The following is a 21,508-nucleotide window of genomic DNA, read 5'->3' as shown; positions in this document are numbered from 1 at the left end:
ATAAAATCAGTGGGTGATGGGGTAAATATAAAAGCTATTGAGAGAATAAAATATTGGCTAGAAGGTTATATTTTTGTAGCCTTTAAAACTAAGCAATAAAGCGGCAATTGAATGAAATTTGAACTAAAGGCACAAGATCCGAAAAGTAAAGCAAGGGCTGGCGTAGTCAGTACAGACCATGGGGATATTTTGACGCCTATATTTATGCCTGTGGGGACTGCTGGTACGGTGAAGGCTGTCCATCAGCGAGAGCTCAAGCAGGATATCAAAGCACAAATCATCTTGGGCAATACTTATCACTTGTACTTGAGACCTGGTTTAGATATACTACAGAAGGCTGGTGGACTGCACAAGTTCAATGGTTGGGATCGTCCTATCCTTACAGATAGTGGAGGATATCAAGTTTTTTCATTGGCTGAAAATAGAAAGATCACAGAAGAAGGCGTAGTCTTCAAATCTCATATAGATGGTGCTAAGCATGTATTTACTCCCGAAGGCGTGATGGACATCCAACGCAAAATTGGGGCTGATATCATCATGGCTTTTGATGAATGTACGCCTTATCCATGCGAATACAACTATGCTAAAAACTCTATGGAGATGACTCATAGATGGTTGAAGCGCTGCTGTGAGCGATTTGATGCGACAGAGGGGCTTTATGGCTACAGTCAGACATTATTTCCTATCGTACAGGGGAGTGTGTATAAGGATCTAAGGGTGCAGTCAGCTGAGGCGATAGCTTCTTTTGGTAGAGAGGGCAATGCCATCGGAGGACTCTCTGTAGGTGAACCTGCTGAGATGATGTATGAGATGACAGATATGGTCACAGATATCTTGCCCCAAGACAAACCTCGCTATCTGATGGGGGTGGGTACTCCCGCCAATATCCTAGAAGGGATTGCGCTGGGAGTAGATATGTTTGACTGCGTGATGCCCACTAGAAATGCTCGAAATGGAATGCTGTTTACATCCGAGGGAATCATCAATATTAGGAATAAAAAGTGGGAGGATGATTTCAGTCCAATAGATCCAGCGATAGGAAATGAGGTAAGTGCTTTCTATTCCAAGGCATATTTGAGACATTTGGTGCATGCCAAAGAAATACTTGGTGCACAAATAGCCAGTATTCACAATTTGGCGTTTTACTTGTGGTTAGTAGGGCAAGCCAGAGAACATATCTTAGCAGGAGATTTTTCTCAGTGGAAAGACCAAATGGTCAAAAAAGTAAGCCAAAGACTTTAATTATCACTATGTTTAAAATACTCGATAGAATGATCATCAAGGATTTTTTGAAGACCTATGTTTTCGTGGTCTTGATCCTGATTTCGATCATTCTAGTCATAGATTTTACAGAGAAGAATGACGACTTCATCCAAAAGAATGTTCCTACTGCTGAGATCTTGATGTATTTTTTAAATTTTGGCCTTTATATGGCTAATCTGCTGACACCGATTACGGTATTTATCGCAGTGGTGTTTATCACATCTCGTATGGCAGGCAGAACAGAAGTAGTAGCGATATTGAGTAGTGGGGTGAGTTTTTGGAGATTTCTACGTCCATACTTTATTGCCTCCATGATCATTGCTAGCTTTAGCTTTGTGCTCAATGGCTGGATATTGCCCAATGCCAATAAAGGGCGGATTGCTTTTCAGGCCACTTACCTAGAAGATCCATACTACAATGATGAGCGCAATAAGCATATCAAGATCGCAGAAGACACTTATGCTTATATACAGACCTATTACAACAATACGGACATCGGCTATGTCTTCTCTTTAGAGAAAATTCAAGACAACAAGCTGCTAGAAAAACTCAATGCTGAGCGAATACAGTGGGATACAACCAAGAATAGCTGGACGGTCAAAAACTGGAAGCATCGCATCATCAAAGATAGTACGGAGATCTTCAGAACGGGAAATTCGATGGATACTGTACTTTCGATCACTCCAGCTGACTTTGGCAATTCGAAAGGGCTTTGGGAGACACTCACTCTACCAGGGCTCACAGACCATATACAGCTACTCAAGTCACGTGGTGCGGACGATGTGAATATCTATATTATCGAAAAGTATATTCGCTACATGTCACCATTTGCCGCTATAGTGTTGACATTTATCGGTGTGATCGTGTCCGCTAGAAAGACTCGCGGAGGATCGGGCTATCAGATAGCACTCGGCTTTATGCTTTCCTTCATTTACATCATTTTATTTTTATTGACCAAGACGTTTGCTGAGACAGGCTCGACTTCTCCTATATTAGCAGTTTGGATGCCCAATATCATCTTTTTGGTGATAGGAGGGATCATGTACCGAACTGTACCTAGGTAATCTATATGTTGAAAAACGAACAAATGACTGACTACCTCAAGCTTCACTTTATCGTGATGATTTGGGGATTTACGGCTATACTTGGCGCGCTCATTTCTATTCCATCTGTAGAAGTAGTATTCTTCAGGACGTTGTTTGCTACACTGATTTTGGGTGTGATTTTCTTGTTTAGAAAGCGCAACATCCAGCTCAAAAAAGCTGATTTACTGCGTATAGTGGGGACAGGCTTTTTGATTTCTGCTCATTGGATCCTGTTCTTTTGGGCAGCGAGAGTATCTACTATCTCTGTTTGTCTAGCAGGCATGGCTACTTGCTCTTTATGGACGAGTTTGGTGGAGCCTTTTATGAATGGTACTAAAGTGAAGCCTTATGAAGTCTTTTTAGGCATATTGGTCATTTCGGGCTTGTATGTGATTTTTTCTTTTGAGTTTGATCATGCGGTAGGATTACTGATGGCAGTAGCTTCTGCTTTTATTGCAGCTTTTTTTACAGTGATTAATGGTCGCTTCACCAAGCGTTTTAACCCTTACATGATCACTTTTTATGAGATGATTGGGGCATGTATTTTTGCAGTGCTTTTCATGCCTGTGTATGCTTATTTCTTTGCTGATGGAGCCGGAATTCAATTAATCCCAACTGGTGAAGATGTGTTTTGGCTATTGATCTTGAGTGGATTTTGTACGGTTTATGCTTTTTCAGTTTCTGTAGATCTCATGAAGCGATTAAGTGCTTTTGCAATCAATCTCACAGTAAATCTTGAGCCTGTCTATGGTATTATCCTAGCAGTTTTGATTTTTGGGGAGAAGGAAAAAATGACTACTGGATTTTACATTGGGACATTGATCATCCTCATTTCTGTATTACTCTATCCTGTGTTTAACTATTGGAACAAGCGGAGGGCTACCATCAAGATCAGTGGTGGTGTGAGACGCTAAATTCATTCAATTTTATATTTATTTAACACTTTTATCAAAACCCTACTAATCCGATAGGAGTTAAGTAAATAGTAAAGAATGTTTCATAAAACGTATAAATATCATGTCATTAAAATTAGGAGAGATTGCGCCAGATTTTGAGGCACAGAGTTCTGTAGGACCAATCAAATTTCACCAATGGTTAGGAGATAAATGGGGTGTTTTATTTTCGCATCCAGCTGATTTCACACCTGTATGTACTACTGAGTTAGGAGCTACAGCTAGATTGGAAGATGAGTTTGCCAAAAGGAATGTAAAGGTACTCGCGCTCAGCGTGGACGGAGTGGAGAGTCACCATGAGTGGATCAAAGACATCAATGAGACGCAAAATACTACAGTGAACTTCCCTATTTTGGCAGATTCTGATCGTAAAGTAGCTACACTTTATGATATGATCCATCCACAGGCTACAGAGAAAACTACTGTTAGATCAGTTTTTATCATCGATCCTAATAAAAAGATCAGATTGACACTGACCTATCCGGCTTCTACAGGTCGTAATTTCAATGAATTACTTAGAGTAATTGACAGCTTACAGTTGACAGATAATAGGAAAGTAGCTACTCCTGCCGACTGGGAACATGGCAAGGATGTCGTGATTTTGCCCTCTGTATCTAATGAAGAAGCTAATAAGTTGTTTCCTCAAGGATATGATACTAAGAAGCCATACTTAAGAACTACAAAGCTGTGATTAGCAAAATGCCCTATGATTTTCATAGGGCATTTTTTATAAGGCTCCAGCCCAAACTTGATAGTTACTAGGCAAATCTAATTTAGGAGGTGTCCTATCAAATATGCCAAAGAGCGTGGATCCACTTCCCGACATAGCAGCATATAGGGCTCCAGTCTCATAAAGTTTTGACTTTATCTTTGCTAGTTCGGGATATTTGGGAAAAATGGAGTCTTCAAAGTCATTATACACATGCTCTTTCCACTGGTGAAGCGGTGTGTCGATCAAGATGTCTTTGAGCGAGCTTTCAGACTTCTTTGGCTTGACGCCACTGTAGGCTTCCTGTGTACTGATATGAATGTTAGGATTGATCAAGAGGAGCTGCCTTCCGTTTAGTTGCGGCAGTGTTATCGGTTCAAGGATTTCGCCTCTTCCAGTGGCTATTTGAGGGGTGTTTTTGATAAAAAAGGCGCAATCACTCCCCAACTTAGCAGCATACTCCTCTAATATAAAGTCGTCTAAGTACAGTTCAAATAGTTGATCAAGTACTTTTAGTGTAAAAGCAGCATCAGCAGAACCTCCTCCTAGACCAGCACCAATAGGAATATTTTTCAATAAATGAATCTGCACTTCTGGTAGTTGAAAGTCCTTCTGCAAAAGTTTAAAAGCTTTGAGGCAAAGATTGTCTTGAGCTTCTCCAGGAATAGTGATGCCAGACTGTTCGAAGCTAGTTTTTTTACTAGAAGGGACGATCTCTAGCGCATCAGTCCAAGCTACCGGGATAAAGCAACTTTCTATATCATGATAGCCATCATTTCGTTTGCTAGTGATTCGAAGTCCTAGGTTTATTTTGCAGTTTGGAAATACTACCATGGGGTCTTAAAAAGGAAATACCCTCACTTTTCGGTGAGGGTAAGGATGATTATTTTACTAAATCCATGAGTTCTTCAGATACTCCAGTGAAAGAGTAGCCACCATCATGGAAGAGGTTTTGCATCGTGACCATGCGTGTGTAGTCTGAGAACATCGTGATGATATACTCTGCACAAGCTTCTGCAGAGGCATTGCCAAGTGGAGACATCTTATCAGCGAAATTGAAGAATGAATCAAATCCTCCAATGCCAGTTCCCGCTGTGGTCTTAGTAGGAGACTGAGAGATCGTATTGACTCTTACTTTTTTGAGTTTACCGTATCTGTATCCGTAGCCTCTAGCGATGCTCTCAAGAAGGGCTTTGGCATCAGCCATGTCTGTGTAGAAAGGATAAACTCGCTGTGCTGCGATGTAAGAAAGTCCGATGATAGAGCCCCATTCATTCATGGCGTCCATTTTCTCAGCTACTTGCATCATTTTGTGAAAAGAGATGGCAGAGACATCATATGACTTGACAGCCCAGTCATAGTTGAGGTCACCATAAGATCTACCCTTACGGATATTTGGTGACATCCCGATAGAGTGAAGTAGGAAGTCAAAGTTTCCACCTAAGTATTCTTTTGCTTCTGTATAAAGCTTTTCTATATCTTCTAGTGAAGTCGCATCGGCAGGGATGACGATGGTATTGCATTCTTGCGCGAGTTCATTGATTGCGCCCATTCTCATTGCGATTGGGGCATTGGTCAAGACGAATTTTGCGCCTTGTTCTTTAGCTTTTAGGGCAGTTTTCCAAGCGATAGAGTTTTCATCTAATGCGCCAGTGATGATACCTAATTTACCTTTTAGTAAGTCATTCGCCATTTTTCAGGTTCTTTATCTAAGGTTTTGAAAATGATTAAGTCGTAAATCTAAGGAAATTCGAGTAATGTACCTTAAGAAATTTCCAACAGTTCCTTGGCACTCTGATAGGCAGAATCTGTTGGCTGAGCTCCTCCTATCATTTGGGCGATCTCTTGGATACGCTCTGATTCGCTTAGTCGTTTGATTTTACTGATTGTCTTAGCTTGTGAGTTGTCTTTGTACACAAAGTAATGCACAGCACCCTTAGCGGCTACTTGTGGTAAGTGTGTGATACAGATTACTTGTAGTTTTTGAGCGATCTGTCGCATCATTCGTACCATTTTGAGGGCGATCTCTCCAGAGATTCCTGTATCGATCTCGTCAAAAATCAGTGTTGGAAGGGCTTTTTTATCGGCAAGGATATATTTCACACAAAACATCAATCTAGAAAACTCACCGCCCGATGCTACAGCTTTGAGTGGCTGAGGCTTCATACCTTTGTTAGCTGTGAAGAGAATAGCTATTTCATCCAAGCCTGAAGCTGAAGGAGCTATGGTTTGATGCTGCACTTGCATTTGGGCATTCTCCATGCCTAGTTCGTGAAGCAGTTTTTCTATTTGATCTGTGAATTTAGCAAAATGTTCAGTTCTTGCTTTTGAGAGCTTTTGGCCATAGGCTATCGTAGTTTCATACGCTGCTTCTTTCGCTTTTTTCTTGGCCAAAAGGTCCTCTTCTAAGTTTTCGACTTGCTGCAGTTTTTCATCTAGTTGATCCCTGAGCGAGATCAAATCAGCCACACTGAGTACTCCATGCTTTTTTTGCAGTTGATAGATGGTGCTGAGTCTTTGTCTCATCTCTTCAGTCTGTTCGAAATCCACTTCCATGGATTCCTCTGCCTGAACAAGTTCTATTGAGATATCTTTGAGTTCGATATATGCGCTATTGATACGCTCAAATAACTGCTGATAGGTAGGTCCAAAATTAGACAGTTGCTGTAGGTTGTCAACTACTCTGCGAATGAGGTCAATGGCAGCCAAGTTTTCCCCTTCTAGTAGTTCAGTGGACTCAGCTAGTTTGCGTTTGATTTCCTCTGCATTTTCAAGTAGGTTGAGCTGCGATTCCAGAGACTCTTGCTCGTCAGCTTGTAGTTTAGCAGCATCTAGTTCTTCAAATTGAAAGCGATTAAAGTTAGCCTCTTTTTGCATATCAGCTGCTGACTTGACTAAGTCATTATAGGCTTTTTCAGCTTTTTTGTAGCTTCTATAGGCTTGCTGATAGTCATTTAGCAAACTTTGATTTTGAGCAAATGTATCGATGACTTCGAGTTGGTATTCATTGGAACCAAGCTGTAATGTATCATGCTGAGAATGTACATCCATGAGCTTGGAACCGATTGTTTTGAGCGTATCTAGTAGCACGGGAGTATCATTGATAAATGCTCTGGATTTACCACTGGGCGCAATTTCTCTTCTGATGATACAGTGCTGGTCATAGTCCAACTCTTCTTGATCAAAAAGTGCTTTTAAATCATACTGCTGGATATCAAATACTCCTTCGATCACACATTTTTTTTCCTCATCGAAGAGTACTTTGGTATCTGCTCTATTGCCCAGTAAAAGTCCTATAGCTCCTAACATGATGGATTTACCAGCACCAGTCTCACCTGTGATCATACTAAGTGCAGCATCAGGGGACATTTGGAGGCCATCTATGAGGGCATAATTATGTATCTCTAGACTTTTCAGCATAGGTTTGGGTCAATTTATAAGACTTCTGTACTTATTGCTATTATTGGGATCGATCTTACTGAGCAGATCATAAGCTTTCTGCTTTTCTTCAGTCGTACCTGCTTTGAAGATATTGACTAGCTCGTCTGATTTGGCATCCATGAAAGACACTATTAGTATTGCACCAGGAACTGTCCTAGCCGCTGCTTCGATATTCACCAGTAGTGTAAGTATCTCTTCTCTTGCTGCTGCGGGATCGCTGGACATTTTATCCAATCCATGTCTATGATATCGATAGATGGCTTCACGAACTGGTGCCATGGTCTGGTTGATAAACAAGTTTTCAGCTAGCCAATATCTATTTCTATTACTTTCAAACTGTTTCCATCCTGGTCTTGGAGACTGTTGGGCATTATTTACCACATTGTAAGCTTGCTCGAAGTGAGGGTTTCCTCCCAGATTGCTAAAAGTATCATAGTCTAATCCGATGGCTACATAGGCATAAAAGGCCAAAAGAGAGGTCAGGTTATTGGTGAAATTATTAGGATTAAACTCTAGTGGCTGTGATTCTAAGTATTCAAACTGCCAATTTCGATCAGCAAAATTAAGCACTAAAGACTCATAGTTGGTATTGTAGACAGGGCGTGTTGTTTGCACTTGTACAGTCGCAGAGAAATTTCCCAAAGTAGGCATCTGCTCAATGGTTATGACTAGGTTGCCTTTGATTTTCTCTTGTTGACTAAATTCATCTGTGGTCCATTTTCGATTGTTTAGAAACTGCTCAATGGATGACTGCATGTTTTGAAAAATCCTACGCTCAGTCGTCTGCACACGATCAGCATTGACTGTGACGGTGAAGGCTAACTCTTGTGCTAAGAGTGGCTGCGTGAAGAGCGTCAAAAGTAAGAGGTATAGTATTTTTCGGTATGTCATGATTTGATAACGAAAAATAAAGATACAGAATATTGTAGAAAGCCAATTAGCTCTTTTGGCTAAATATTCGGCTGATTTCTTGGACGATTTCTTTGGCTACAGCACTTTTTGAAAGCAGGGGCAGAGACTTAGATTGTTCGTCTTTAAATATCAAGGTAACTTTATTGGTATCATGACCGAAGCCAGCACCTTCATCTTTCAGTGAGTTGAGTACGATGAAGTCAAAGTTTTTACGCTGTAGTTTCTCTTGCGCATTATTTAACTCATTTTCTGTCTCTAAAGCAAAGCCTACGATCACTTGATGTGCTTTTTTAAGAGTCCCCAGCTCTCTGGCGATATCAGTGGTTTTGATAAGTTCGATGGCCATGCTATCCTCTCCAGCCTGTTTTTTGATTTTTTCTTTTGCGGGGGCTTTAGGCGTGAAATCAGCTACTGCTGCGGATAATATGGCAGCATCTGTTTTTGGGAAAATTTCTAGGCATTTACCGTACATTTCTGCAGCTGATGTGACAGCATAGTGATGGATGTTGGCTTGTGTGCTTCGCTCATGTGTAGGGCCATGTACTAAGTGAACTTCAGCACCTGCAGTAGCTAAGGCATCCGCTATAGCAAACCCCATTTTGCCGGAGGAGTGATTTCCAATAAATCTCACAGGATCGATCGGCTCATAGGTTGGCCCTGCAGTGACTAAGACTTTTCGGTTTTTGAGAGGTGTGTTTTTTGCAAAATGATATCTAAGATACTCTACTATGTGTTCAGGTTCTGCCATACGGCCTTGTCCTTCTAGACCACTAGCGAGTTCTCCGTGCTCAGCTGCTATGACTTGGTTACCGTAAGATTGTATCTTTTGTAAATTATCGATAACACTGGGATGCTGATACATGTCTAGATCCATTGCGGGACAGACTACCACAGGACATCGAGCTGAGAGGTATGTAGCAGTCAGGAGATTGTCACTTTGGCCTTGGCTCATCTTGGCAAGTGTAGTGGCCGTCAAAGGGGCTATTAGCATAATATCTGCCCACAGTCCCAATTCTACATGATTGTTCCATTCACCAGATTCATTTTTGACGAATTCGGTGAGCACAGGATTTTTAGAAAGGGTCGCCAGCGTGAGAGGGGTGATAAATGCAGAAGCAGAAGTAGTCATGATGACTTTTACTTCTGCTCCTGATTTGATCAATAGTCTTACGAGTGAAGCCGCTTTGTAAGCTGCGATACTCCCTGTAACACCTAATAATATGCGCTTCCCATGAAGTGACATAGGGCTTATTTTTCGTCAGCCTCTGTGTCTGGTCTGCGGAAGTGAACTTTGCCTTCCAAAAACTCATCCATCGCAAGGGTAGATGGCTTTGGCATTCTTTCGTAGAATTTAGAGATTTCGATTTGTTCTTTGTTTTCAAAGATCTCCTCTAGATTATCTACTGTTGAAGCGAACTCAGCCAACTTTGAGTTGAGCTCTTCTTTCATTTGAGTAGAGATTTGTCTTGCTCTTTTAGAGACTACTACGAGAGATTCGTAAACGTTTCCCGTAGGAGCAGCTATTTTATCTAGATCTCTAGTGATGATAGATGGATTAGAAGCCATATGATATTTTATTTATTTGTTACTTGCTGTTTTTTTGATCGTTTCCTCTGCCTTTGATTTGAAGTCATTAACTTCTTTGGTGTACCGGCTCGTAGGATATTTTTCTAAAAAGCTCATGCTAAACTTTAGCGCGTCTTCCATTCTTTCTGCTTTTAAGGCATCGAAACTATTATCTGCATACTTGATAGCTGTCTCCACTAATAAGTAATGAAGCTCTTCATTATATTTAGAGTCAGGGTATAACTTAGGGAATCCTTGAAAAGTTTGGATGGCCGCTCTCATGTGATCCCTTGGGTAGATCCCCTTGGTCAGTTTGTAGTATAGAATAGCCTCTTCATACGCTTTTCTTTCAAATTTTACTTGAAGATTACCTATGATTTCGGATGCCTCCGCTGCATATTCACTATTTGGATATCTATTGACAAATACTTGGAGTGCATTGACTGCATCTTTGGTACTTTGTTGATCTAAGTTGTACTCAGGAGAATCCTTGTATAGCGAATAACCATGCATGTAGAGGGCTTCTTCGGCAAAAGGGCTTCTATTGTATGCATCATAAAAACTCTTGAAGTGAAAAGATGCCTCTAAGTATAATTTAGCGTGGTATTTACAGTAAGCGTAGTAAAATTCAGCTTTCTCAGCTTTTTCACTACCCTTGTACACAGGAATCACGCGCTCCAAAAGCACCAATGCTCTATTGTACTCTTTCTTTTCGTAATAGGTAATGCCTGCATTGTAGATCGCTTCCCAATCGTCACTTCTTTCTAGCTTGTAATAGCTACCACATGAAGTGCTGAGAAATAAACTAAATATGCATAAGGTACTGAATAAAACTCTTTTCATTGCTGATTTTAAAGTGCAAAGTTAATGGATACGTTCGAGATTCAAAAATTAAAGTTGATATGGGAGATGATACTCCTATCTCATCTTTTGACAACGAACTTTTTGGTGACTATATTTTTGCCATTTACCTGCAAAGTATAAAAATAAATCCCTGCTCTAAAATCAATCGCTGAAAAGCTCACTTTATTGACTTGCTGGTCAAGGTTGAAAGTTTTGAGTGGAGAGCCCAAAACATCAGAGATGGTAATGCTTGCTTGAATTCCATCATCAAGAATTCTGTAATCTATGTTTGCTTGATTTTCCACAGGATTAGGGTAAATATTGCCTAGTGAAATACCATTGAAACTATTCAGTTCAGTTTTGCTTGTGTTGCTTTCGCTTACGGCATAAGCTACATGTACCTTGTGAAGGTCTCTCGGGTTATTATTCAAAGCAAAAAGGATATCGAAGTTACCAGAAGATGATGTCAGTCCTGTAGCAAACTTAAATTTCAAATCTTGAGTAGATTCTCCAGGGGCTAAAGTAAAGTATATCCCTTTGAGATTTTTATTGAGATCAAAACAATCCTCTCCATAGCATAATTCTATTTTTTGAGAAGAACCAAGTCCATCACTGATACCTCTAAGATAAAAATCGACAGGTTTTTGTGTATCGTTTTTGAGCTGTATAGATTTGGTTATGGTCTTATTGACACTTGATTGAATAAGGATTTCATCATGCAGCGTTTTTACACCCTGAGCATATCCAATCGTGGTGCCCAACCATAAAAATATAGTTATGTAAAAAACTTTTGCCATAGGTGATTTAAAATAAAATCCTTAAAAGTGCTTCATTCAAGATGTTTAAAGTTCAAAACTCAAGCTTTCAGTGAATTATATTTAAAGTTACGTAATTGACTTTAAAATAGATGGGTATTTTGATAAAAAATATTGTGATAAAATAATAATCTATCTGTAAGCTCGTTATGGAGTATTTTTTCACTTTTCATCTAGCTGATCTAGCTCTTCTTGCAATAATTTTCTTCTCACTGCTGCTCTTCGCCACGCCAGTATATCATCATAAGTGGTTCTTTCTTCTACTCGCCAAGCAAAGCCTTGCAATAGCCTTTGGTCTTCTACAAATTCATCAGGAGGTGTAAGAGTGCCTTCTGGTTTGACCATTGCTTTGATGCGACTTACCTTACCATCCAAAAACAGAATCAGCATATCACTACAAATGAGCTTGTTCATTCCCATCAGTATCGAATCTTTTTCCCAGACGTAATAAATGCTCTCTGCGTTGCCACTGACATCTACTTTTGATATTTGTTCATCTTTGAGGTGGGTGAGCATTTCCCTTCCTTTGATTTGGTTGAAGTTATCACTAGTGTCTTTTGAAGTAACAAAAGAGCGGTCTTTCATGTAGATCTTGTCGATGGCCTCATTAGCCGTCAATATCCTCATAGAGTCTGCCTCCATTTGATTTTCCTCGCTCCAGAGGATGGGATCATTATAGAGGTAGATAGTGGAGTCAGTAAATTGATAGGCTAGTGAATCAGCTAGACCTTGGAGGTCATTTTTGAATATTCGTACACCATAGTAAGCACTGACATATTTTTCCTTGATATCTGGGCTATCTTGAGATATGAGCGTATCAGCAGCTACGAATAGGGTGTCATTTTCGAAGAGTTTTTTCATCAAAGCTTTGCCAAAAACCTTGCTAAAGCCTCTGTCTTCATAATACTCACCTTCATCTCCTAGGATGTACATTTCACGCTCTTTGGAGTAAAGGCTCACGTCCCCCTTGCCTTCATAAAACATCTTAGGCTTGTCATAGAAGAGCCAATCTCCCTCTGTGATGGATTTGTCATTTTCTATGCGTCCTTGATAAAACTCAAAAGTTTCTTGTCTTGTATCATACTTCAATCCCTCGCGGGCAGTGAGCAGGTCATCATTTTTTGATACGATTTTAGTGAGGCCCTCTGTAGTGGCTATTTTGGTATCAGTATAATAGTCCAAAGTGTCGCTGTTGAGTGTGTAGTCGGGATTTACTAGCACTACTTTTTTGACAAATACAGCCTTTTTGGTAATTGAATTATAGGTGCCTCGCTCGCTTGTGAGGACGTTTGTAGTGTCTACTAGTTTGCCGCCATCATAGTAGTAGCTGATGCCTGTTTCTCTTTCGTAGTCCAGTTGATCAGTGTAGAGTGTAGATTTATCATCTCTCATGACGACTTTGTCTCGGAGCCTCACGATACGGGTATTACCTTCATATAGTAGATATTTCGAAGTGATGACTACAGGATCTTCGCTATCTATGATTCTTACATTTCCGTATGCTTTTGCCTCATTTCTCAGGTCATCCAATGTTACAGAGTCGCAGTAGATGGTACTAGTTTTTTGAGTCAAGATGACATTGCCTCGGAGTTTTCTATAAGCATTAGTTTGACCTACAAGTACGTCTGCTTGTTTTATCTGAATCCTGTTAGAATTAGTTGCCGGTCTGACTTGTGCGAGCAGATCACTGGCTGATAAGATCAAACAAAGACCCAGACTAAAAAAAATATATTTAGAGAGATTTACTAGCATTTTAGTTTTTCGTAGGGTCAAAATTACTCAAAATTGATATTTTTGGCTTATGCATGAGCGATTTTTGAGATATGTACGTGAAAAGCAGCTTTTCGATGCCGAAGATAGGCTATTACTGGCAGTTAGTGGCGGCATAGATTCAGTAGTCTTGGCTCATTTACTTCACCGCTCAGGTTTTCAATGTGAACTGGCTCATGTCAATTTCCAACTTAGAGGAGAAGACTCCGAGCAGGATATGCAGTTTGTACAATCACTAGCTGATCAGTTTGGCTGGAAGCTACATGTCCACCGTGCAGATACCAAAGACTATGCCCAATCCCGCCAAATCTCCACACAGATGGCTGCTCGAGAAATCCGCTATGGATGGTTTGAGGAGCTTAGCCAAAAGTTTGGACTAAAGTATATCCTTACAGCACACCATGCTGGAGATCAGTTGGAGACTATCATGGGCAATCTCATCAGAGGAACAGGTGTGGAGGGACTTTCTGGTATTTTGGAGAAACGAGCCAATCTAGTGAGACCATTATTGAGCTTTTCGAGAGAAGAGATCGAGGCTTATGCAGCAGAACAAGGTATAGCGTGGCGAGAAGATAAGTCTAATCAGGAAGTCAAGTACAAGCGAAACTATATCAGGCACGAGTTGCTGCCTGCGATTGAAAAGCTCAACCCTAACTATGAGACTACATTAGCGCAGACATTTGCTAGAATTGCCGCTAGTGGAGCATATTTCCTAGCACATGTAGAGCGACTGCGACAAAATTACTTTTTAACTAGCACATTTGATCTAAAAATACTTGAAAGTGAGCTACATCCAGTTCTTGTTTTACATTATTTGCTCAAGCCTTTTGGTTTTAATGAGTCCATCTGTGAGGATATCTGGATGAGTTACTTGGCTGAGACTTCAGGTAAACAATTCAAGGGAGAGTCACAAATCGCATGGCTTGATCGAGGGTTACTTCAGTTGAATGATAGCATCTCGGATGAATTTGAATGTACACTTTTAGAGGGAGATGGTCGGATAGAAATCTCCAATCAAAGTATTGAATGGCAAATAGTCAATACATGGAAATTGACAACGGATCGCTTTTCGGCCATATTGGATGCTGATAAATTAGTATGGCCACTAGTATGGCGCACTTGGCGTCATGGAGATAGATTTCAGCCACTTGGAATGCGGCAGGCTAAGAAAATCAGTGATTTATTGATAGATTTGAAAATACCACTTGTCGATAAAAAGGCAGTCACTGTACTACTCAGTGGTGAAGAGATCGTTTGGGTAGTAGGTTTGAGGATATCTGAACGCTTCAAAGTCAGCGAATCTACGACTCGAGCAATAAATTTTAAATGGCGAAAAGACTAAGAACATGATGAACCCTTTTAAGAAAAAGTACACTGATACGGAGTTAGAGATGTTCGCCTTTTTAGCGGGGATCAATTTTTTTGAGCGTTTGACCAATGCGGAGATGGTGAAGTTTTTACCATTGATCCATACACGTAAATATCAAAAAGATGAGGTGGTATTTTTTAGAAATGATCCAAGCCAAGCCATCTACATCGTCAAGAAGGGTTTGATCACGCTCAATTTGGATATCAAAGATGAGTTTGAGACGATTCTTCATGTCGGTAAAGGAGGATGTTTTGGGGAAAACTCCCTTTTGGAAGGAACCAAACGCGTTTATACCTCGCTAGTCATCTCAGAAGAAGCGGAGCTTTATGTCATTCCTAGTGATACGATTCAAGAAGTTTTTGCTACCAATGCTCGCATCAAGGCCAAGATGATGACTTCGTTGGCAGAGTTTTACAATAAAAACTACGTTCGACTATTCACTGCATACAAGGACTCCTTTGGCTTTTTCAATTTAGGGGAGATTTATGAGTAGTTTGGATAAGGATGGTTAACCCCTTGAAAGGTAGCCGATCAAGTGTTTTGTCCATCCAAATAACATTTCAATCGATAGCTTTAAATACTAAACCTTCTTTGGTATCTTCGCGTTCGGATTTTAAAACTAACAAAACACAAAATATACAGATATGAAAGTAACAGTAGTAGGTGCCGGTAACGTAGGTGCTACTTGTGCAGATGTATTGGCGTACAAAGAGATCGCACAAGAAATCGTCCTAGTAGATATCAAAGAAGGTGTAGCTGAAGGTAAAGCACTCGACATTTGGCAAAAAGCGCCTATCGATGTGTATGACAGCAGAACTATCGGTAGCACAAATGACTACAGCAAAACTGCTAACTCTGATGTAGTGGTGATCACTTCAGGTCTGCCAAGAAAGCCAGGTATGACTAGAGATGACTTGATCGAGACAAATGCTGGAATCGTAAAGTCTGTTACTGAAAATGTCGTAAAACACTCTCCAAACGCGATCATCATCGTGGTATCAAATCCACTAGATGTCATGACTTACCAAGCACACATCACTTCTAAGTTGCCACGTACTAAAGTTATGGGGATGGCTGGTATCCTCGATACAGCAAGATACAGAGCCTTCCTAGCAGAGGAGCTTAACGTCTCTCCTAAGGAGATTCAAGCGATCCTAATGGGTGGACATGGTGATACGATGGTGCCACTTCCTAGATATACTACAGTAGCGGGTATCCCTGTAACAGAGTTGATTGCTAAAGATAAGCTAGATGCAATCATCGAAAGAACGAAGTTTGGTGGTGGTGAACTAGTGAAACTAATGGGTACTTCTGCTTGGTATGCACCAGGATCAGCTGCTGCTCAGATGGTAGAAGCGATCGTAAAAGATCAAAAGCGTGTATTTCCAGTATGTATCAAACTCGATGGTGAGTATGGTATCGATGACTGCTACTTAGGTGTACCAGTGATCTTGGGCAAAAACGGTATAGAAAAGGTAATCGAACTAGACCTCAATGCAGAAGAAAAAGCCCTTCTTGAAGTTTCTAGAGGTCACGTAAAAGAGGTGATGGCTGTCTTAGACAAATTAGGTAAGTAATCACTCTTCATAATTTTAGAAAAGGACTGTTTCAGCATTGAAGCAGTCCTTTTTGTTTGCTTATCATGATCACTTGCTAATGCACGTTTTCATTTCAAGCTCCCTTTTAAATTTCCTATATTTACGCTTCATTCAATCCCGAGCAAAATTGAGCATCAGAAGAAAGATTTTTATAGCCATCATCACTACCGTCATATTAGCCATAGTCGGTACGATCTGGTGGCAGCGAAGCCAATCCAAAATAGTAGATCCCTATGCGCTCATACCAGGAGATGCCATCTTGACTTTTGAAAGTAGAGAGCCTGTCAGTACTTGGAATACTTTTGTAGGGCAACAGACATGGGATATGCTATCGCAGATTCCCTATCTCAAAAGCCTAGAAGATGGATTGCTGATGATAGATAGTCTAGCTGGCAAAGGCGGTAGATTAGACGCAGCTTTGAAAGGTAAAATGCTCGTGACTTCATTGCATAAAGTGTCGAAAGATGAGGTTGATTTCTTATTGTTTATAGAAGTAAAAGAGGAGTCTCAGCAAAAAGTCTTCAGTGATATCTTAGATCAACTCAAAGCAAATACAGATTTTGAGCTTTCGACTCGCTCATACAGTGGATTTACGATCAATGAGATAAAGAATAATGCTACAGAGAGAATATACAATTACATCATTCATGAAGGTTTTTTGATTGCTAGTTACACGTCTTTTTTGATTGAAGATGTGATTAGAAATATTCAAGATGGAGGGCTATCTAACTTTAAATCAGAGAATCCGCAGCTTTTTGGTAATAACTATCTCTACAATGGTCTAGGCATCATCAAGTATAATGCTGCACGTATGGCGGATTGGCTTCAAGTATTTACAGGAGGAGAGCAGACGCAGTTGCAGTTAGACTTAGCCGCTTCTCAGATGTATGGCAGCTTAGAGCTTAAATTTACAGAAGGGCAATTTCTTCTTGATGGGTTCTCATATCTCAAGGATACCAATGATCTCGATAAAAAGGTACCTGTATTGACTTCTGTACAAGGCCAAACATCAAGCAGTTTTAATAATTATATTTCTAATCGAACAGCCATTTTTTATCAGTACAATTTCCAAGAGCTTAAAGAACTATGGAAGTATAAAGACCTAGGTGAGAATACCATTGCAGGAAAATTTGATCGAACACTCTTTCATGCAAAAATAGACAAGCAAATAGGCTACAGCATATTTGAAAATGTAGTAGGAATGAGCTCTGATCGTGTGCTCATGATGGAAGTGAAAGAAGTAGAGGCTGCTTATGAGCAGCTTAAGCGCTACTCAATGGAGCTAGAGCAAGTTACTGCTGATACAGCTATACAGCAAGCTTACCAAGGTTTTGATCTTTTACAAGTCAATGTTAATGAATTTCCTGCAGCACTTTTTGAAGGCAACTTTAGAGGATTTGATCAGACTATTGTGACGAAGCATGGTGATTTTTTAGTTTTTGCTAATTCTATCAAAGCCATGAAGCTCTACATAGACGATTTTGACTCAGAAAACACCTGGGGAAGGTCGGTAGATAAGTCAAGCTTTTTGGCTGGTATAGTTAAAGACGCCAATTTTAATTTCATCATCAATTTGGATCGTTTTTGGAATAATATCCAAAAGCAGATGAGTCCAAAGTGGAAGTCATTTCTTCAAAAGTATGGTTCTCAAATCCGTATGTTTGATAAGCTGGCACTGCAAACCAGTCATTTTGATGATCAGATCTATACAGTAGTAGAGTTGGGATATACACTAGGTAAATCAGGGCCTGCTACTGATGTGATCGCAGAAGAAGCGATCAATGTATTTGCAGATACCACTATAGTGACTAGGCCATTTTTGGTTAGAAGCTTTGTGGATAGAAGTTCAGAGTATGTTTTCCAAGATGTGCAAGACATGGTCTACTTGCTTTCTGAAGATGGCAGCTTATTATGGAAATATCAGCTAGATGGTCAGATGATTCCAAAAGTAGAGCAAGTGGATTTTTATAAAAACGGTAAGCTACAGTACCTCCTCACCACACCTCAGTCCATCTATCTCATAGATCGCAATGGTGACTTGGTGGAGGGATACCCTATCTCACTCAAGGCAGGACTAGATGCGACTAGATATTCACTTTTGGATTATAACAAAAACAGAGATTATCGATACCTAGTGGCTAATCAGAAAGGTGAACTATATCTCTATGATAAGATGGGTAATAACCTTGAGGGCTGGCAACCGAGAGCAACAGGTTATCGACTAAGTACACAAGCTGATCACTACCGCATCAGGACAAAGGATTTCATATTAGCTCCAAGGCTAGACGGATACATTCATTTCTTGAATAGACGAGGTGAGGATGAGTCATACTCTCCAGTCAATGTGGGTAGCAGGCTGATGAGTAGCTATCTGGTCAATATCGGAAGCTCTGAGACGAGCTCATATTTGACCACAGTCTCAGAAGATGGGCAAGTGCTACAAGTAGACTTTAGAGGAGGGATCACTAAAAAGCTTCAGTTGCCTAAAAATGACACCAAGACAAAGTTTGAAATGGTACTGAATCAAAGAAGGGATGGGTATATTTTCTCTGTTCAAGATTACAATAATATGAGCATTTTGAAACCTAATGGAGAGCTTTGGTTTATCAATCCGATTCCTACCAGTGAGCAAATAGCCGTACAGTATTTCACTTTTGGAGGAGACAAAGAAGTCATTGTCATTATAGACCAAGAACAAGCTTTTACTTACTTGTTTAATCAAAAAGGAGAGCTAATGAGTACACTTCCTATCAACGGAGCTGAAGGGGTGTCGATCGAATATCTCAGTGGTAAAAATCAGTACAGATTGGTGACTACATTTCAAAATAGAGTTTCTATATATTACTTACCATCATGAAGTTAGTGTTTAGATTCAAGGCTTTCGGTGTATTATGCTTAGTGTTGTTGGCTAGTTTTAGGCTTTCGGCACAGCAGGCAGATTCTACATTTTATGATTTGAGTTCTCCTTATGGAGCAGCACTCACTATTTTTTACAATTTGGATAATGAGCATTTTCATCCTGAACTATCAGGGGCTGCCTTAAGGTCTTCTAATTACAATGAACAAGAAAAGGCAAATCTGGCCATTAAGTTCAAGCAGATTTATGATGGAGAAGGCTTGCTGATTGACTTTTCGACTATTCCGAGAGACCCTGAATTCAGAGATACAACTAGAAACGGTAGGCAACGCTATGTTATAGACAGCTTTTTCCCGCAGTTATATTTAGAGCGAGTAGGAGAAGAGTGGAAACTTTCAGAGGCATCTGTCAATAAAATAAACGAATTGCACAGAGAGGTGTATCCGTTTGGTACGCATCGATTGCTCAATTTATTGCCACAGATGGGAGATAATGAGTACTTCGGCTTGCAGCTGTGGCAGCTGCTGAGTATCCTGATCTGGGTGGTGATTAGTGTGCTTGGTCATAAAGTCATTACTATTTTGACAGAGTATATTATCGTGAGGATATTGGCGCAATTTGGCTATGAAAAGTTAGCACATAGTTATTTACTGCCAGTCGCTAAGCCGATCAGTATATTTTTTGTGCTTTATGTCAATGTACTCTTTGTACGTGTCTTGCAGCTTCCGATAGAACTCACTCATTATATCATTGTGATCATGCGAGCTGTATTACCTTTGGTGCTAACTATAGCATTCTACAGGCTAGTGGATGTTATTTCAGTGTATTTCACTCGAATGGCCGCTAAGACGGAGAGTACGCTAGATGATCAGTTGGTACCGCTATTGAGAAAAACGCTCAAGACTTTTGTCGTGATCATCGGTACGCTATTCGTATTGAGATATGGCTTGCAGATTGATATAGTTCCATTATTGACTGGCCTTTCGATAGGAGGTTTGGCATTTGCACTGGCAGCGCAAGATACCATTAAGAATTTCTTTGGCTCGTTGATGATTTTTATTGATAAGCCTTTTCAAATAGGAGATTGGATCACTTCTGGAGATATCGATGGGACTGTAGAAGAAGTGGGTTTTAGGTCTACACGCATCCGAACTTTCCGTAATTCGCTTACTTATGTTCCAAATGGTAAAGTAGCTGATGCAGTCATTGACAATCATGGACTGAGAAAGTTTAGGAGGTTTTCTACTCAGCTCGCTATCACCTATGATACACCACCTCAGCTAATCAGCTTATTTGTAGAAGGTTTGAGAAAGATCGTGGAGGAGCATCCTGATATTAAAAAGGATAATTATCATGTGTATCTCAATGATCTGGGTGCTTTTTCGATTAATGTCATGTTTTATGTATTTTTTGAAGTGCCTACTTGGGGAGATGAACTGAGGGCGAGACAAGAAGTGCTGCTTAAAATCATCCAATTGGCTGAGTCGATAGGCGTTCGGTTTGCATTCCCTACTCAGACGCTACACATGGAAACTTTTCCTGAGAAAAAGGGACTTTCACCTAGCTATGAATCAGATATAGCTACGCAGAAAAAGGCTTTTGAGTCATTTTTCTCAAAAAGTTAGGCTGTAGTTTTTGATCTAAAAATTTTGATAAATCCTAGAATACTTACTAAGAGTAAAGCTAGTAAGATGTATTGCTGATAAGCTGGACTTTGGCCTGTCGCTATGTATGCTTGTAAGCTGCTAAGTCCTATTCCCGTAATGATACTTAGTAGTGTCCTAGGAAGCATCCCAACTAGCCCAGCCCAGAAAAAGCGCTGAAGAGATACTCGAGCAAGTGCCAAGACGACATTCATGATCGCAAAAGGGAGTATGGGTGATATTCTAGCCAAGATGATGCTTTCAGTCTCATTTTGGTGGAGCTTTTCTAAAAACAGCTTTACCTTAGGTTTATCTGCTATCCAAGTTGCTATGAATCCATCATCTACTACTTTGGCGAGTTGATATCCGATCAAAGAGGCTATCTGATAGCAGGCTATGATAATCGGTAAAGCTATCCAACCAAGAAAATATCCCATAGCGATAGCAATAAGTGTGGTAGGTGTCAGGGCAAGTGCAATCGTAAGTATACTCAAAAGGCAAAAAAGGATCCAAGTAACTAAGTCAAAATTGGCTATCTGAGCTTCAAATGACATTAGCAATCCAGTCAAAGTCACACTACCGATCAAAGGGGCTAGCAACATCCATGAGCTGAGGAATATGAGCTTTAAAGATTTCTTCTGGGGAATTTCTTTCATGGAATGATTGTCCTTATATAAGATCTGT

19 protein-coding genes are annotated in these 21,508 nt (G+C 40.2%); 9 read left to right on the top strand and 10 right to left on the bottom strand.

The window, feature by feature from the left end:
- The first annotated feature begins 111 nt into the window (after positions 1–111).
- The 4 genes from tgt (at position 112) to I5349_RS09830 (ending at position 3,992) form a co-directional block, all read left to right on the top strand.
- Complete coding sequence (gene tgt, locus I5349_RS09845; protein WP_226390593.1) at positions 112–1,242, top strand: tRNA guanosine(34) transglycosylase Tgt; 1,131 nt, start codon at positions 112–114, stop codon at positions 1,240–1,242.
- A gap of 8 nt (positions 1,243–1,250) precedes the next feature.
- Entirely contained in the window at positions 1,251–2,327 is a 1,077-nt protein-coding gene (locus tag I5349_RS09840) for an LptF/LptG family permease (protein WP_226390592.1), read from the top strand.
- 5 nt (positions 2,328–2,332) lie between these two features.
- Positions 2,333–3,262, top strand: coding sequence for a DMT family transporter (locus I5349_RS09835; protein ID WP_226390591.1), 930 nt, complete (start codon positions 2,333–2,335; stop codon positions 3,260–3,262).
- Between the two features lie 103 nt (positions 3,263–3,365).
- Positions 3,366–3,992: a peroxiredoxin gene (locus tag I5349_RS09830; RefSeq protein WP_226390590.1), complete on the top strand. Its 627-nt coding sequence runs from the start codon at positions 3,366–3,368 to the stop codon at positions 3,990–3,992.
- Positions 3,993–4,028: 36 nt separating this feature from the next.
- Here the strand turns inward: I5349_RS09830 and ispE are convergent, their stop codons facing one another.
- The 9 genes from ispE to I5349_RS09785 all read right to left on the bottom strand — a co-directional run bounded on the left by ispE (position 4,029) and on the right by I5349_RS09785 (position 13,339).
- On the bottom strand, positions 4,029–4,844 hold the full coding sequence (gene ispE, locus I5349_RS09825) for a 4-(cytidine 5'-diphospho)-2-C-methyl-D-erythritol kinase (protein WP_226390589.1): 816 nt from the start codon (positions 4,842–4,844) through the stop codon (positions 4,029–4,031).
- Between the two features lie 49 nt (positions 4,845–4,893).
- Positions 4,894–5,703, bottom strand: a complete 810-nt coding sequence (locus tag I5349_RS09820; RefSeq protein ID WP_226390588.1) for an enoyl-ACP reductase FabI — start codon at positions 5,701–5,703, stop codon at positions 4,894–4,896.
- A gap of 71 nt (positions 5,704–5,774) precedes the next feature.
- On the bottom strand, positions 5,775–7,430 hold the full coding sequence (gene recN / locus I5349_RS09815; protein ID WP_226390587.1) for a DNA repair protein RecN: 1,656 nt from the start codon (positions 7,428–7,430) through the stop codon (positions 5,775–5,777).
- Between the two features lie 9 nt (positions 7,431–7,439).
- Positions 7,440–8,342, bottom strand: coding sequence for a type IX secretion system protein PorD (gene porD / locus I5349_RS09810; RefSeq protein ID WP_226390586.1), 903 nt, complete (start codon positions 8,340–8,342; stop codon positions 7,440–7,442).
- A gap of 46 nt (positions 8,343–8,388) precedes the next feature.
- Positions 8,389–9,606, bottom strand: coding sequence for a bifunctional phosphopantothenoylcysteine decarboxylase/phosphopantothenate--cysteine ligase CoaBC (coaBC, locus tag I5349_RS09805; RefSeq protein ID WP_226390585.1), 1,218 nt, complete (start codon positions 9,604–9,606; stop codon positions 8,389–8,391).
- Positions 9,607–9,611: 5 nt separating this feature from the next.
- The gene (locus I5349_RS09800) at positions 9,612–9,929 is read right to left on the bottom strand and encodes a DNA-directed RNA polymerase subunit omega (RefSeq protein WP_226390584.1); all 318 of its coding nucleotides are present in this window, start codon (positions 9,927–9,929) and stop codon (positions 9,612–9,614) included.
- 12 nt (positions 9,930–9,941) lie between these two features.
- The gene (locus I5349_RS09795; RefSeq protein ID WP_226390583.1) at positions 9,942–10,772 is read right to left on the bottom strand and encodes an outer membrane protein assembly factor BamD; all 831 of its coding nucleotides are present in this window, start codon (positions 10,770–10,772) and stop codon (positions 9,942–9,944) included.
- Positions 10,773–10,852: 80 nt separating this feature from the next.
- The gene (locus I5349_RS09790) at positions 10,853–11,569 is read right to left on the bottom strand and encodes a T9SS type A sorting domain-containing protein (RefSeq protein ID WP_226390582.1); all 717 of its coding nucleotides are present in this window, start codon (positions 11,567–11,569) and stop codon (positions 10,853–10,855) included.
- Between the two features lie 180 nt (positions 11,570–11,749).
- Positions 11,750–13,339, bottom strand: coding sequence for an OstA-like protein (locus I5349_RS09785; RefSeq protein ID WP_226390581.1), 1,590 nt, complete (start codon positions 13,337–13,339; stop codon positions 11,750–11,752).
- A gap of 49 nt (positions 13,340–13,388) precedes the next feature.
- On the opposite strand from I5349_RS09785, the gene tilS reads away from it, so the two are divergent.
- The 5 genes from tilS to I5349_RS09760 all read left to right on the top strand — a co-directional run bounded on the left by tilS (position 13,389) and on the right by I5349_RS09760 (position 20,806).
- Entirely contained in the window at positions 13,389–14,699 is a 1,311-nt protein-coding gene (gene tilS, locus I5349_RS09780; protein WP_226390580.1) for a tRNA lysidine(34) synthetase TilS, read from the top strand.
- A 4-nt stretch (positions 14,700–14,703) separates the two neighbouring features.
- Positions 14,704–15,219 (top strand): Crp/Fnr family transcriptional regulator, encoded by a 516-nt coding sequence (locus tag I5349_RS09775; RefSeq protein ID WP_226390579.1) that lies wholly within the window; start codon positions 14,704–14,706, stop codon positions 15,217–15,219.
- Between the two features lie 151 nt (positions 15,220–15,370).
- The gene (mdh, locus tag I5349_RS09770) at positions 15,371–16,303 is read left to right on the top strand and encodes a malate dehydrogenase (RefSeq protein WP_226390578.1); all 933 of its coding nucleotides are present in this window, start codon (positions 15,371–15,373) and stop codon (positions 16,301–16,303) included.
- 148 nt (positions 16,304–16,451) lie between these two features.
- Positions 16,452–19,181 carry a hypothetical protein gene (locus I5349_RS09765; protein WP_226390577.1) on the top strand — a complete coding sequence of 910 codons (2,730 nt, stop codon included), beginning with the start codon at positions 16,452–16,454 and terminating at the stop codon, positions 19,179–19,181.
- Positions 19,178–20,806, top strand: a complete 1,629-nt coding sequence (locus I5349_RS09760; RefSeq protein ID WP_226390576.1) for a mechanosensitive ion channel family protein — start codon at positions 19,178–19,180, stop codon at positions 20,804–20,806. The genes I5349_RS09765 and I5349_RS09760 overlap by 4 nt, the downstream gene beginning before the upstream one ends.
- Here the strand turns inward: I5349_RS09760 and I5349_RS09755 are convergent.
- Entirely contained in the window at positions 20,803–21,480 is a 678-nt protein-coding gene (locus tag I5349_RS09755) for a TVP38/TMEM64 family protein (protein WP_226390575.1), read from the bottom strand. The two genes, I5349_RS09760 and I5349_RS09755, sit on opposite strands and share 4 nt — an antisense overlap.
- Between the last annotated feature and the right edge of the window lie 28 nt (positions 21,481–21,508).

Origin of the sequence: Penaeicola halotolerans, assembly GCF_016464625.1 — a bacterium.
Lineage (GTDB): Bacteria > Bacteroidota > Bacteroidia > Cytophagales > Cyclobacteriaceae > Penaeicola > Penaeicola halotolerans.
The sequence above is the reverse complement of the archived record's forward strand: the minus strand, read 5'-3'. Positions and strand labels throughout refer to the sequence as shown.